This window comes from Pseudogemmobacter sp. TB195 (genome assembly GCF_058313095.1).
Genome location: NZ_JBZEGG010000002.1, coordinates 53,045 through 66,967 on the forward strand (window position 1 = coordinate 53,045; position 13,923 = coordinate 66,967).

Here is a 13,923-nt window from a genome sequence, read left to right on the forward strand (position 1 = left end):
GCCCGGCCCCGCTTGTGCGCCGATCGCCCTCTCAAGAAGGCCGTGGGTGCGGGGCTCTCCGACGCAGGATGCAGCTGCCGATGGCGCACGCGGGCAACCGGCAGGCGACAGAGCCGCACCGCGCCTCCAGGATCGTGCCCCCTCACCCCACGACGAAACGGTTCAGATCATCGGGATGAAGCTGGTCTTTCAGGGCCGCCCGAAGAGCATCAATGCCGTGCAGCCGCAGATCATCGTTGAAGTCACCCTCGAGTGGCGTGAGCGAGACAACCTCGATCCCGTGATCAACTGCTCTGGCGACCAGATTATCTCTTGCACCATCCCCGGCCGGGTCGCGATCCCGGATGACATAGAGCCGACGCAGTGCAGGCGGGAACAGGATGGCCGAGAGGTGAGCGGCCGAGAGCGCCGCCAGCATCGGCATGCGGGGCAGAACCTGGCGGGGCGACAACACGGTCTCGATCCCCTCGCCGGCGGCGAGCACCTCAGCGGCAGTGCCGAAGCGGACGCCGTGGCCGAGAAGGTCCCCCATCGCCCGCCTCGGGGTTTCGACAGACGCCTTGCCCGACCCGTCCGGTGCGAGCCAGGTGCGATGCGCGCCGGTCTGGAGGCCGGTGAGATCGGTGACGGCGGCGATCAGCGCCGGCCTGATCTCGGTGGGCGAATGCTCATCAGGTCTATAGTAGCACCGGGGATGGTAGCGCAGCGCGGCGGTCCCCGCGAGTGAGGTGATCCCCCGTCCGCGCAGGTAGTTCACCGCAAGGGTGCCGGGGATCGGCTCGGCCATAGCGAAGAGACGGCGCGACGCTTCAGGCGAACCGGGCGCGCTGCCGGATGTGCTGCCGGTCGGCGCTCTGGTCTTTTCCGGCTGGAGATGCGGGAGAGCTAGGAAACGGCGCGCTTCCTCGGCCACGTCCTTGAAGTCGACAAGGCCGAGCGCCTCGCGGATAACGTCGAGCAGATCGCCATGGGATCCGTCCGCCATATCGGTCCATTTCCCAGCCGCCCCCTTGCCGGTTTCCGGGCCGGTGAGGCGAACAAACATCGAGCGTCCCGGCGTATTGTGAACGTCACCGACCAGCCAGTATCGTCCGGCCCGGTGACCAGACGACAGGTAATGGCGGCAGACCGCCTCGGCCTCACGGCCAAGGCGGATCGCCAGGTCAGAGGCATCATGACGTGCCATTAGACCGGGTCCCTCTCACCGATGCGTCCAACCGGGAAGCGGTCAAGCAATTTGCCGGTGATCTCCGGTCCCGTCGCATCGACCGGCAGGAAGAAGCGCAGTTTCCACGAGATGATCTCGCTGAAGAGTCCATAGGCCCGCAGCCGGTCACGCATCGCGTCAGTAAAGCCGGTCAGTTCGATCCGGTTGGCGCCCATGACCCGGACACGGCGCAGTTGCAGCCCCTCGGCAAGATCAAGGATCGTGCGACCTTCGATCAGCGCGGCGTAGGCGGCATCCGGTGTCAGGCTGCTGGTGACGCCACTGGTCGAAGCATTGGCAGCCCATGCCGGCGATACCCGACGACCGATGATGCGTTCGCCCTCGTCGGTCTGGAGGCGATAGACGCGAGAGGATTCCTGCGGCAGACGCTTCCAGATCGGCAGAAGCAACCCCGTCACCATATGCAGGATGCTGTCGGTGAACTCCGGCACCTCGGCCAGTTCCGCCTTCCAGGCTGCGCTGAAGGCGGCACTGTCGGCCTCGATCCAATGGGTCTCGCCCATCGCCCGCACCGGAATGCTCATCGCCTCCATGGGCCGGATCAGCCGCACGCGCCGTTCGATCTCGCCATCATCGAGCATGACGCTGGTGGTCGGGATCTGCACAGCGGCACGACCGGATCGCTCGTTGATGAGCAATCTTGCACGGGGATCATCCAGTTCCGCCAGGGCCGCATCGAGCGGGACCGGCTGATTGCGTTTGCGCTCGGTGAGCGTCAGCAGCCGGGTTTCTGCCCCGGTGCCCGGATGGGTGTGGATCACCTGCCGGTCCGTGACGATGAAGCTTTCCGCCTTCAGCGTTTCCAGCCCCATGTCATAGGTGCCGGATGCAATGGCCCCGTCGATCCGCGCCTGCAGAAGCTGCTCGAAGGCCGAGAACAGGATGCCCTGCAACTCGATGGTCAGCGCCAGCAGGCGGTTGAGGAAGGTGGTGATCGGCGGCAATTCGTCCTTCACACCGTTGCTGTCCATCAGCTTCAGGCCGGTGGCCGATTCAAACCGTTCGAGCGAGCATCCCTCGACCTTGCCGCGCACGATCAGCAGATAGAGCTGGCGCAGCGCGTCGCGGGCATAGGCTGATTCGAGGTTGTCCTCGGGACGGAACAACCCCTGCCCGCCGGTCTGACGCTGGCCGCGTGTGATCGCGCCCAGCGTGTCGAGGCGGCGGGCGATGGTCGAGAGGAAGCGTTTCTCGGCTTTGACATCCGTGGCGATGGGCCGGAAGAGCGGCGGCTGCGCCTGATTGGTCCGGTTGGTGCGCCCAAGCCCCTGAATGGCGGCATCGGCCTTCCAGCCCGGTTCCAGCAGATAATGCACGCGCAGGCGCTGATTTCTCGCCGCGAGTTCGGCGTGATAGCTGCGCCCGGTGCCACCGGCATCAGAGAAGACAAGAATGCGCTTGTGGTCATCCATGAAGGCCGACGTCTCGGCAAGATTGGCAGAAGGCGCACGGTTCTCGACGGCAAGGCGTGCCGATGCCCCATCGCCCTTGCGCACGATCCGGCGCGAACGGCCCGTGACCTCGGCCACCATATCCGTGCCGAAGCGCTGGACAATCTGATCGAGCGCACCGGGGACAGGCGGAAGCGAACCGAGTTGCTCCAGCATCTCGTCGCGCCGCGCTACGGCCTCGCGGCATTCTACCGGCTGACCATCGCGGAAGACGGGCCGCGACGACAGGTTCCCCTCGCCATCGGTGAATGGCTCATAGAGCTGCACCGGGAAGGAATGCTGCAAATACGAGCCGACATACTCCCTGGGCGTCACATCGACGGAAATATCGTTCCATTCCTCGGTCGGGATCTCGGAAAGCCGCCGTTCCATCAGGGCTTCACCGGTTGAAACGATCTGGATGACGGCCGCATGGCCCGCTTCCAGATCGGCATCAATGGACCGGATCAGGGTCGGGGTTTTCATGGAGGTCAGGAGATGACCGAAGAAGCGCTGCTTGGTGCTTTCAAAGGCCGAACGGGCGGCCGATTTGGCCTGCCGGTTCAGCGTTCCCTCGCTGCCGGTGATATTGGCGGCTTCCATGGCCGCGTCCAGGTTCCCATGGATGACAGCGAAGGCGGCAGCATATGAGTCGTAGATGTGCCGCTGTTCGTCCGTGAGCTGATGCTCGATCAGTTCATATTCGACGCCATCATAGGAGAGTGAACGGGCGGTATAGAGGCCGAGGGATCGCAGATCGCGGGCCAGCACTTCCATGGCCGCAACGCCACCGGCTTCGATCGCTTCGACGAACTCGGCACGGGTCTGGAACGGAAAATCCTCACCGCCCCAGAGGCCGAGGCGCTGCGCATAGGCGAGATTGTGAACTGTGGTGGCACCGGTCGCCGAGACATAGACCACGCGGGCATCGGGCAGCGCGTGCTGGAGCCGCAGGCCCGCCCTTCCCTGCTGCGAAGCGGCGACATCGCCGCGTTCACCTTTTCCGCCACCGGCATTCTGCATGGAATGGCTCTCGTCGAAGATGATGACCCCGTCGAAGTCGGAGCCCAACCATTCAACGATCTGACGCACGCGGGAAGCCTTCTCGCCCCGGTCGTCGGAGCGTAGCGTAGCATAGGTTAGAAATAGGATGCCTTCGCTCAACGTGATCTTTGCGCCTTGCGCAAATCGCGACAGAGGCGTGACCAGCAGCCGCTCCATGCCCAGCGCCGACCAGTCGCGTTGCGCATCCTCCAGAAGCTTGTCGGATTTGGAAATCCAGACCGCCTTGCGCCGACCGCGCAGCCAGCTGTCGAGAATGATGGCCGCGGACTGGCGGCCTTTGCCCGCGCCGGTCCCATCACCGAGCATGAAGCCGCGGCGAAAGCGGATTGATCCGGCAGCCTCTTCGGGCGCAGCGCTCACACTGTCGAAATGCTCGTCCACGGTCCATGCACCAGCGAGATGATCGGCATGGGCTTCCCCGGCATAGATCACCGTTTCGAGCTGGGCGTCCGACAGGCGCGCGCAGATGTCAGCTGGCAGCATAGGCCGGTAGGAAGGTCGGGGCGGTGCGACCGAGGCCATGGCGGCGGATTGCACCAGCTTGGTCGGATGCGGCTGCGCGCCAGCAATGCGCAGCGATTGCAGCGCATATTCCTCATAGATGGCATCGGACAGGCGAGCGCCTTCCGGTGGCGTCCAGTCCACGGTCTCATAGGCGAGTTCGACGCCTTCGGGATCGTTGGCGGGAGAAGAAGCAGGCCGCGGTGCTGCCGCGCGGGCCAGATAGCCCCGCACGGTTTTCGGCGTGGCGGTCGAAGCGGACACCACAATTTTCGGCAATGATACCGGCGAACGCTGCGGCACATGCGCCTCGATCCATCCGATCAGCGTGGCAACATCAGGAGCGATCCCCGGTGAGGCCGGAAAACTGGTCGGGTCGTCGGCGGGTAGCTTGTCAATGACGATCAGCCGCGTGTTGATCGTGGTGCCGTGCTTTGCATAGACCGCGCCATCGACGGCAGCGCTGAACACCACACGACCACGGGTCTGCAAGTGGACGAAAGCGTCCCGCCACGCCGACACCTCGGGGCCGAAGCCAGCGCCGGTGATCGTCACCAACCGGCCGCCGGGAGCAAGGCGGGCCAGCGCCGAGGCAACATGGCGGTAGGCTGCATCTGCCACACGCCCGCTGACATTGGCCATGACCGAGAATGGCGGGTTCATCAGCACCACGGACGGGACGGCATCCGGGGCGAGATGATCGTCGATCTGGGCGGCGTCGAACCGGGTGACGGCGAGGGCCGGAAAGAGCGAGGCGAGACAATCGGCGCGGGTGTCGGCGAGTTCGTTGAGGATCAGCGAGTTGCCGGCAATCTGCGCCAGGATAGCGAGAAGGCCGGTGCCCGCCGATGGCTCCAGAACCCTGTCATCAGGCGTGATCGCAGCGGCTGTCAGAGCGGCAAGGCCCAATGGCAGAGGCGTGCTGAACTGTTGGAAGTTCTGGCTTTCCTCGGAACGCCGGGTCTGTGTCGGCAATAGTCCGGCGATCTTTGCCAGCACGGAAATCCGTGCAGCCGGAGAAGCTGCTTTACGGAAAAGCGCCTTTCCGTATTTGCGCAAGAAGAGAACGGTGGCGACTTCGCAGGCCTCATAGGCCAGCTTCCAGTCCCAGGCGCCGGTCGCATCGGATGCGCCGAAAGCCATTTCCATCGCACCTCGCAAGGTGGCGGCATCGACGCGCTGGCCGTGTTCGAGATGGGGGAGCAGAAGATTGGCCGCAGCCAGGATTGATGGCGCAGCCGCCAGCGGCGTGACCGGATCAGTCACGGGAAACACCATGTTCATGTCAGGAACCTCAGCAGAGCGGGAAGGACAAGCCCGGACAGCGCTCTCTCTCGACCACCCGGACCTGACCCCTCCCGGCCAGCCTCGAACTCTCCGAGCCGAGGAGCGGATTCGAAGTGATGCTCACGAGATGCCCTGAAGGGCCAACCACCCCAGGGTGCAGGTCTCCGTCTCTTGCGTCAGGGATCCTTGCCCGAATGGGGGAAGACTGCCCGCAGGCTTCCGTCCGCCAGGACCTGAGCCCGGTTCCGGCAAGGCCGGGAGACGCCCCGCCCCTGATCAATACCTCGACAAGCGAGCGATCCGACAGGTGATTGGCCCCGGCAGACGCAAATGCCATTCTGTGCAAAGCAGAAGAAGATCCATGGCAACCATGCCCCAGAAAGTGCCCATGACCTCACCAAAGCTGGCGAACAGCCCTGACCCATTCCACCTGACCATGTCACGCCACCAGGCGCTTGCAATTCTGTCCCTGCTCAGCGGTGAAGCGCGAGGTGTCTGCAATGACCGGGTCTTGCTCGATTGGCTCCGTGACTGGGGCCTCGGTGCCGAGCGCGCCAAATTACATGCGCTTCTGGAAGATCTGGAACGCGATGGTGCCCTGATCCTTGCCAGGCATGCCGATGTCATTGTGCTCAGATTGACCGAGCGAGGCGACGATCTCGCGAAGGGTTATGCGCAATCCGAACGCGTGCTGCGCCCCTTGCCGGGCGGCCCCTATGAGAGCCTCAGAGCCGAACCGACCTGACCATGCCAGCCAGATTCCCGGCCCGAACCCTCTGAACGCGTCGCGGCTCAGCGACCGTTGAGGCGATCACGGATCTGCTTGCCGGCAGTGAAGAACGGGACCGTCTTGTGTTGAACCGGAACAGTTACCCCATTGCGGGGGTTGCGCCCGAGCCGGGCTTCCCGTTCGCGGACTGAAAACACCCCGAAACCCCGTAGTTCCACTCGGTTGCCATGCGCCATGGCGTCGATGATCGTCTCGAAAATACAGCCAACCAGCCGCTCTGCCTGTTGTGCTGTAAGATGCGGGTTTTCGCTGGCGATAAGTCGGATCAGCTCCGAACGGATCATGGTCGAACTCCTTTGGTAAACACCACACAGCCGGCACTCGGGTCAGAGCGCCACGACGGCCAGTCGGGTATTATCCACGCGGACCGAACGATTACAACGGCTTGACTGTGGGCCGGGCAGCAGAGGCGACCTGCTCTGTCCACAGATGCACGACAGGTGGGACTGGTGCGGCACGAACTGAGCGCCCCGCTCAGCGAACAGTTTGGCATTGACCGGATGGGAAGCTCGGATCGGGCACATGCGCTCTGCTTAGGCCTGCCGGCTGCTCCGGTGAGTTCTGCCAAACAGAGGCTGCGGCCCGAGCCACTCACCCATTCCCGGAAGCTGCCCGCTCCTGTGGTTGTGCCATGCTTTCGCGTCGGTCGGGCTACGTTCTATCCGAAACGGCGACCGGCTTCGGTGAAGGTGTATTCGTTGGCGATGATGTTTTCATCGACCGCCTCATCCGATGACAGGTAGTCGTGTTCGCGTTCCAGCTGCAGATAAAGCCAGCGAGCAAGATCGCGCAGCGCCTCCGTCACGACCTCCTCGGCATCGTCGGTCATGTCCTGCCAGGTCGGGCTGTCGCGCGTAACGGAAATCGCCATGCTATATTCGTGATAATAGTGACCGCGGTGGCTGGTTTCGGCATGAAGCTGGTAGAAGTTCCGACGCTGCACCGCCTGAAGCACGTCCGCGATGCGATGCAGATCCCCATCCTGCGGTGCGTAATCCCTGATCCGCTGCGAGGCGCGCTTTCGGTACGACAGGAACGCATCGAAACAGGCTCCATCCCCCTGGCTCGAGAAGCCGGTGAACCAGATACACGGATCCTGTCGAATGCCGCCGCCCATCAGCCGGACGGGCCGGGTCTTCAGGTCGAGACCGAGGATTTCCGCGATGCGCTGAAAATCCTCGTAGACGGCGTCATACCAATCGGCATCAAAGCCGCCTTCGCGGTACCAGGCACGCGCCCTGTCTTTCGCGGCATCCGGAAGCTCTTCGAGCTTGTAAACAAGGGTTTCCACGATCTCAGGCACAGGGATCGCCTCCCGCCAGTACGCTTTCCAGCCAACTGCCGCTGTAGATCCAGTCCACGGTTTCGCCGGTAGCGAGATCGAGGGCATGCGCCCCGCCACCAAAAGCGTTCACCCGGGCCGAAGAGCAGGTCGTGGCATATTGGAAACCCCATAACCCTGTGAGGCCAAAGGCTGCCGCACAGCGCTTGACGAATTGGATGACATGTTCAGGGTCACCCGTTTCATCGTCGCGGATCCAGAGCTGTGTGCCGCCATGCTCAGGTTGGATCGAGAGCAGGAAGGCGTCGGACGGCGGGTCTTCCGCCGCATTTTCCTTGGACAGTGCATTGTAGAGATCGAGCGCCCGGGCAGCGTTCTCGGGGGTGCCTACATCGAGCAGGCAGGAGAAATGGGTATAGTAATTGGCCATGGCAGGCTCCTGAAACGACAAAGCCCGGCACGAGGCCGGGCGGGATGAGATGGATTTTGCTTTAGGATCAGGCGGCCTGTGGCAAACGCAGCAGATCGGAAGCGGTCTCGCGCCAGAACGGATCGACCAGCCTGCCCTCCAGAACAGCAGCACGATTTTGCAGCGTGCGCGCCGCAGCGGTGTCGGGTTCGCGGAAGGCCATGCCGCGCAACCTGCTGGCCTTGATCACCACCTGCCGGGCCTCGGCATCCGAAGTGACCGGATGCTGCCAGAGGATGGTGCCGGCGCGGATCTCACCCGCAAGGACAAGGCAATGATCGCGGTCCTGGATCAGCACCAGGCGCGGGCGGAACTGCGCGAGATTTCTGGCGCTTGCCCGAATGTCACGGCTGGAAAGGCTCAACGCTGCGATACGCATCGCCAGCTGTGGCCTGTCGCATTGCCCGAGCGGGACAAGGCAGTCGCAACCAAGGGCATCATCTCCGGCGTCTTGATTGACCGTGCCGAGGCAGGAAATCCGCAAGGGGAGCCTTGCGGCCACGAGCGCAGCGGGAGCCAGACTGGCAGCCAGTATCTGACCGACAGGACGAAATGTTTCGGGACGCGCGAAGGTCATAGCGATCACTCCATGACGGGCGCCGGAAAGCCTCTCTCTCCGATCCTCAACCCGTCACGCCCGAAGTCCCCTCGCTCTTCCTCTCTCCGATAGATTGGCATTCAGATGCGCCAGAGAGCATCCCCCAGCCTGCGATGCCAATGGGACAGGCATGCGGGAGCATCCCGTATGCAGCGAAGTCAGGCCGACTTTACACATGAGGCGGCCATATACGCGTTGCCACTGGACGCACCTGCGCCTGAACATTGGCATGATCAGACAGCATCTGACGATAGAAACTGCGCCGCGCAGGTCGCAGCCCCGGATCGTTGAATATTGTCGGATGGAACAACTTCACGGCAGCACGCAGAACTGCAAAGCGTGAGGCTTCAGGCCCCACGTCAAGAAGCAGATAGAGGGATCCACGCGGGATGGGTAGGACTGATGCCAAAGGTTCGACCTCCTCTTCCAATTTCGGCGTGCGCCCCATCCAGGGTTCCGGACGGATCGCTCGTGCCCAGTCGGCGAAGCTCGGGATATGGCCGAGATCCTCCCGGACATGTTGCTCGCCCACCCAGCGGGTCGGGATTACCCTGCCGGAAGACAGCGTAAGCGTCTTGCCGAACACCTGCTGCAGCAGAAAAACACCACCAGCATGATGGAGCATAGCACGGTGTCGAAAGTCCGCCAGCGTGGCTTATGACGAGTCAAAAAACTCGTGCAATTCAATGTAGTCGTCAACGGTGCCGCCCCATTTCTTCACCGAAGACAGGGCGTGATGATAGGGATGTGCCATGTTCGCGGTCCTCAGAAGCTATGGCTGTAATTTTCGGAAGAGGTGAACCGCTCGTTGTAGTCGAGCAGGATCGTCCCGGCCTCGGCGTCGAAATGGAACTCCCCGAACGCGCCGTCGCAGTTCTCCCGACCACCATGGCTGTTGGAGAGGAGTTCATAGGCCAGGTTCTCGACGGCCTCGGACAGCGAGATGGTGCTGGTCGAAATCTCGCTGATGCCCCAGCTGACCTGCGCGAGGGTGATTTCCGTGTCCGGCATCGGCACTACGGCGTCACCACGGCGGGCGTCCATGTCTTCGATCTGCCCGCTGTCGCCGGCGCCGTCGAAACTGACGATGATCTCTGTGATCCCGGCGGCGCGCATGGCCGCGAACAGGGCCTCCTTATTCTGCGCCATTGCGGTGGTGCGGAGTGTCTGATGCGCCAGCTGCGAGGCATCAAACTGCGCCATGGCGACCGCCAGGCTGGCTTCCGGGGATGCTGCGATATCGTGGGTCATGGGATTTCTCCTGAGAGCAATGGGACAGGTGAAGCCGACCGGCGCTCTCTCTGGGACCGGAAGGCTCGCCCTTCCCGGATCCCTCCTCGACCTCTCCCGTGCCGGGGTTCATCCCGGCTCCGCCGCGCGGCGCGCGCCACAGGCGGGTGATCGCGCGTCCCCGGTGGGCGGCGCGGCGCATCGCGGGCCGCCCGAAGGGGGTGAGGCGCTTGCGCGCCTCACTGCCAGGGGTCGATCTCGAGGGCGATGAGCGTCTCATCGCCATCATATTCATCGGCGGGCATGGCGGCATGGCTGCCATCGCCGGCCTGAAACACGACGATCGAGACCATCAGCGTGGCGGCGAGGCTGGCGGCCAAAGCGGTGGCATCCTTCTTGGACATGGGACTGGCTCCTGTCTTTGGAGACGAGGGACCATCCCCCGCTCGACAGGCGCCCGAAGTGTCTGACCGGATCTGCAATCACCCACGGGCGTTCGGGCCTCTTGCCCGAATCCCCGTGGGCGGCACGCGCGCGTAAGCCGACCCCTTCGGGGTTGAATGTCAAAGAGACGGATCAGACCAAGGTTTGCGAATGGAAGCGGGGATGGGGCTTTGGCTCTGACAGGGGCCCGATCCCATGACAGGATGCCTCCGCTTGCCACCGGCCTCGGAGCAAGATGGTCGCGTTCTTCGTCGTGTTGACGCCGGTGAAATCCGGTCCGCAATTTGAAGATGAATACTTTGGCGGAGCCGCTCACGTCCGTCGGCCCAAAGCATAGGGCGATTCCGCTCAGAAAAGCATCGGAGAAGACCACGCACGGCGATCCTCGGGGATAAAGGCCCCAAACCAGCCAGCCGGCATTCATCTCAGAAGCGCAGTTCACCCCTACCATTGCTCCAGGCGGGTTGATCAGGCACAAGAGCAGTCATGAGTGATCATATTGGTAGCAAATCCAGCGCAGCGCTTTTCCCGCTGCTGATCGGGACCAGGGCACGCCATGTGCCTGGGTTGCCCGTGCGCTGAGCATGCGCTGACCGCCGGGCAACCCCAGACCATTCCCCTGCAACACATCAGACCGGCACCCTGAAGGGGCCGAGGGATTTGTCATGACACTCTGGACTGAACTGGCCCGCGCCTCGACCGAGGCGGGCGACAATATCATGTTGCGCAAACGCGGCGATATCTATGAGATCCGCTTCAACGGCATCGAGTTGATGTCGAATATTATGTGGCGCTCCGAAGCGGTGCTTGCCGAGCGCAGCCTGCGGCAGCTTGGCGGCGTGCCCCAACCTCGCCTGCTGATCGGCGGACTTGGCATGGGCTTCACCCTGCGGGCTGCGCTTGATCTCTCGCCCCCCGATGCGCGGGTCACAGTCTGCGAGTTGATCCCGGCAATTGCCGAATGGAACCATGAAGTTCTGGCCCCACTGGCCGATCATCCGCTGCGTGATCCGCGCGTGGACCTGAGGGTAATGGATGTCAACGACTTGCTTGCCAAAAGCGGCCCGGGCTTCGATGTGATCCTGATGGATACCGACAACGGGCCGGATTTTCTGGTCCGCGATGACAACCAGCGCCTCTACGGACAAACCGGCCTGAACGCAGTGCGGGATGCCCTGCGACCAGGCGGGATTGCGGCCTTCTGGTCTGCTGAGATCTCCGATCCATTTGAGGACAGGCTCAACGAACTTGGCTGGAACTGGCAGCGCGAGGACGTGCAATTGCCCGGCGGGCGGGTGGATGCCTTCCACCATATCTACCTGGCGCGGCAGTTCCAAGGTGAGCGAGTATCACCTGGGTTGGCGGTCGCGGGCCATATTCCGCCCGCACTGGTCTTGGCCCAGCCGGCAGGACCGGACATATGCTGACATAAGATCAGCTCGGAGCATATCCTTGGACAGCGAACCACTCTTGCTCGCGGCGGCATTTCTGGCGGTCGCTCTGGTCTATGCGGCGGTCGGGCAAGCGGGCGCGTCCGGGTATATCGCGATCATGGGCGTGGCGGGCTTTGAACCGCTCGCCATGAAGACGACGGCGCTTTCGCTGAACCTCCTCGTCGCGGCAATCGGCACGGCCCTTTTTCTTCGAAATGGCCGGTTGTCGTGGCGCAATGTCTGGCCCTTTGCCATCCTCGGCTTCCCCTTCTCGATGCTGGGTGGTGCCATCCATCTGCCAGGAACGCTCTATTTCCCGTTGGTCGGGGCCGTTCTGATCCTGTCCGCGCTTCAAATGGCACGATCAGCATTTCTCGCCAGCCCCTCCCGCCCGGATACCCCGGTCACGCCGCCATTCATGGCAGCGCTCGTGACCGGGGCGGTCATTGGTTTTGTGTCAGGAACAACGGGAACGGGTGGCGGCGTGCTCCTGGCCCCCGTCATCCTGGGCATGAACTGGGCCACCCCACGCCAGACGGCGGCGACTACGGCGGTATACAACCTTCTGAACTCGGCCGCAGCGCTGATCGGCGCCTATGCTGCCTGGGACCAAATGCCTTCTTCCCTGCCCGGCTGGCTCTGTGCAGTCGCAGTTGGTGGGTCGGTCGGAGCCTGGATCGGCAGCCGCTTCCTGTCGGATCGGTGGCTGCGCGGGATCCTGTCGGTCCTTTTGTTCGCATCAGGGCTCAAAATGATCTTGTAGTAGTCCGCCCCTTGGACTCTGGCAGCCCGGGCAACGATACGTTCTGGCGTATGATTTCGGAGCAGTAGCGGATACATGCATTTTACCTACTCAGGTCGACGAGTGACTGAGCGATCTCAGATCACGGGCCACAATCCTCCATCCGGCAGAATTCGACAAAGAATCGGACGGAACCCAGCGGGGCTACCTGGTGAAGTTGCTCGGGCCGGATGACGGGATGGACACCGGGGGCAAGGTCCAACACCCGATCCCGCACCAGATCGTGGAAGCGAAGCCTGCCCTCGAGAACATGCAACTGCGCCCAGGTGCCCGGCTTGGTGGCATGGGCGCGCAGAAGCCCCGGCGGAATGCTGGTCTCGGTGAATTCGGGCGTGCGTTTGTAGGGCTGCAGCCCCTCAGGCCAGTCGGTCACGGCTGAACCTCCAAAGGACGGAGCGCGATATCGGCAAGGGTCGAGCGGTCAAGCTCTGCCATGAAGGCGGCCTCGGCCCGGCACAGGCGCGATTTCAGGCCGCAGCGCCCGTCGACCGTGCAGGCCGGCGCGCCCGGCGTCAGGCAATCGACCAGCCCCGAGCCACCCTCTTCCAGCAGACGCACCACTGCGCCAAGGCGCAGCGTCTCGGCCGGGACCGCCAGCATCGCCCCGCCACCGCCGCCCCGGCGGGTGGTCAGGATGCCGCCCTGCGCCAGCCGCTGCACGATCTTGGCCAGATGGTGCCGCGACAGGCCGAACTCATCCGCCAGCTCGGCGGTGGAAAAGCCGCGCGACGGATCCGAGGCAATCCGCATCAGAGCGCGCAGGCCGTAGTCGGTAAAGGCGCTGAGGCGCATGGTCGCAACCAATCAGTATTTTAAATACCAATTAGCAGGTCTATCCTGTCCCGCAAGGCAGTGCGATATCGCGCCGCAGCCGGAGAGCCAGATGACCAGTACCGCGCCCACCCTGCCCCCGACGATGCGACCCGAAGTGACCGCCGCCCTGATGGCCGAGACCGGGCTGACAGCCGAATGCTGCATGACCTCGTGCACAAGTTCTACAACCGCGTTCGACAGGATCCGGTGCTGGGCCCTGTCTTTTCCGAACGGATCACCGACTGGGGGCCGCATCTGGAGAAGATGGTCGCCTTCTGGCATTCGGTGGCGCTGATGACCGGCACCTACAAAGGCGCCCCGATGCCCGCCCATGTCGCGCTTCCTGTTGAATGGGCGCATTTCGAGCGTTGGCTGGAGCTTTTCCGCCTGACCGCGCAGGAGATCTGCACGCCCGCAGGCGCCGCCCATGTGATCGAGCGCGCCGAGCGGATTGCCCGCTCTCTGAACATGGCGATCGAGGACCATCAATCCCGTCAAAGCGACATGACGGCGCCACCGAGGCTTTGAATGGTGCTGCTGAACTGACCAGC

General features: G+C 63.4%; 14 protein-coding genes and 1 pseudogene. 4 read left to right on the top strand and 11 right to left on the bottom strand.

Annotated features, from left to right (window positions below; all coding sequences use genetic code 11):
* Positions 1–142 precede the first annotated feature (142 nt).
* Both AC4FS3_RS03255 and AC4FS3_RS03260 read right to left on the bottom strand, forming a co-directional pair.
* Entirely contained in the window at positions 143–1,186 is a 1,044-nt protein-coding gene (locus AC4FS3_RS03255; RefSeq protein WP_491019359.1) for a DUF7146 domain-containing protein, read from the bottom strand.
* Positions 1,186–5,508, bottom strand: a complete 4,323-nt coding sequence (locus tag AC4FS3_RS03260; protein ID WP_491019360.1) for a strawberry notch-like NTP hydrolase domain-containing protein — start codon at positions 5,506–5,508, stop codon at positions 1,186–1,188. The genes AC4FS3_RS03255 and AC4FS3_RS03260 overlap by 1 nt, the downstream gene beginning before the upstream one ends.
* A 364-nt stretch (positions 5,509–5,872) precedes the next feature.
* On the opposite strand from AC4FS3_RS03260, the gene AC4FS3_RS03265 reads away from it, so the two are divergent.
* Entirely contained in the window at positions 5,873–6,256 is a 384-nt protein-coding gene (locus AC4FS3_RS03265; RefSeq protein WP_491019361.1) for a hypothetical protein, read from the top strand.
* Positions 6,257–6,303: 47 nt separating this feature from the next.
* Here AC4FS3_RS03265 and ihfB read toward each other — a convergent pair whose 3' ends face one another.
* The 7 genes and pseudogenes from ihfB to AC4FS3_RS03300 form a co-directional block, all read right to left on the bottom strand.
* Entirely contained in the window at positions 6,304–6,585 is a 282-nt protein-coding gene (gene ihfB, locus AC4FS3_RS03270) for an integration host factor subunit beta (protein ID WP_491019362.1), read from the bottom strand.
* Between the two features lie 374 nt (positions 6,586–6,959).
* On the bottom strand, positions 6,960–7,604 hold the full coding sequence (locus AC4FS3_RS03275; RefSeq protein ID WP_491019363.1) for a DUF8835 domain-containing pootine: 645 nt from the start codon (positions 7,602–7,604) through the stop codon (positions 6,960–6,962).
* Positions 7,597–8,013: a hypothetical protein gene (locus AC4FS3_RS03280; protein WP_491019364.1), complete on the bottom strand. Its 417-nt coding sequence runs from the start codon at positions 8,011–8,013 to the stop codon at positions 7,597–7,599. The genes AC4FS3_RS03275 and AC4FS3_RS03280 overlap by 8 nt, the downstream gene beginning before the upstream one ends.
* A 67-nt stretch (positions 8,014–8,080) precedes the next feature.
* Positions 8,081–8,629 carry a hypothetical protein gene (locus AC4FS3_RS03285; protein ID WP_491019365.1) on the bottom strand — a complete coding sequence of 183 codons (549 nt, stop codon included), beginning with the start codon at positions 8,627–8,629 and terminating at the stop codon, positions 8,081–8,083.
* A 430-nt stretch (positions 8,630–9,059) separates the two neighbouring features.
* Positions 9,060–9,404: pseudogene (locus AC4FS3_RS03290) on the bottom strand (DUF6915 family protein); the annotation flags it as partial.
* 11 nt (positions 9,405–9,415) lie between these two features.
* Positions 9,416–9,901, bottom strand: a complete 486-nt coding sequence (locus tag AC4FS3_RS03295) for a DUF6878 family protein (protein WP_491019366.1) — start codon at positions 9,899–9,901, stop codon at positions 9,416–9,418.
* Positions 9,902–10,119: 218 nt separating this feature from the next.
* A complete protein-coding gene (locus AC4FS3_RS03300) occupies positions 10,120–10,284 on the bottom strand; it encodes a hypothetical protein (protein ID WP_491019367.1) in 165 nt (54 codons plus the stop codon).
* A 705-nt stretch (positions 10,285–10,989) separates the two neighbouring features.
* On the opposite strand from AC4FS3_RS03300, the gene AC4FS3_RS03305 reads away from it, so the two are divergent.
* On the top strand, positions 10,990–11,751 hold the full coding sequence (locus AC4FS3_RS03305; RefSeq protein ID WP_491019368.1) for a spermidine synthase: 762 nt from the start codon (positions 10,990–10,992) through the stop codon (positions 11,749–11,751).
* Positions 11,752–11,776: 25 nt separating this feature from the next.
* Positions 11,777–12,520, top strand: coding sequence for a sulfite exporter TauE/SafE family protein (locus AC4FS3_RS03310; RefSeq protein WP_491019369.1), 744 nt, complete (start codon positions 11,777–11,779; stop codon positions 12,518–12,520).
* Positions 12,521–12,641: 121 nt separating this feature from the next.
* Here the strand turns inward: AC4FS3_RS03310 and AC4FS3_RS03315 are convergent, their stop codons facing one another.
* Together AC4FS3_RS03315 and AC4FS3_RS03320 are read right to left on the bottom strand one after the other, a co-directional pair.
* Positions 12,642–12,932, bottom strand: a complete 291-nt coding sequence (locus AC4FS3_RS03315; protein ID WP_491019370.1) for a TehB family protein — start codon at positions 12,930–12,932, stop codon at positions 12,642–12,644.
* Complete coding sequence (locus AC4FS3_RS03320) at positions 12,929–13,351, bottom strand: RrF2 family transcriptional regulator (protein WP_491019371.1); 423 nt, start codon at positions 13,349–13,351, stop codon at positions 12,929–12,931. Before AC4FS3_RS03320 ends, AC4FS3_RS03315 begins: the two co-directional genes overlap by 4 nt.
* Positions 13,352–13,528: 177 nt before the next feature.
* On the opposite strand from AC4FS3_RS03320, the gene AC4FS3_RS03325 reads away from it, so the two are divergent.
* The gene (locus AC4FS3_RS03325; RefSeq protein WP_491019372.1) at positions 13,529–13,900 is read left to right on the top strand and encodes a group III truncated hemoglobin; all 372 of its coding nucleotides are present in this window, start codon (positions 13,529–13,531) and stop codon (positions 13,898–13,900) included.
* Positions 13,901–13,923: the final 23 nt, after the last annotated feature.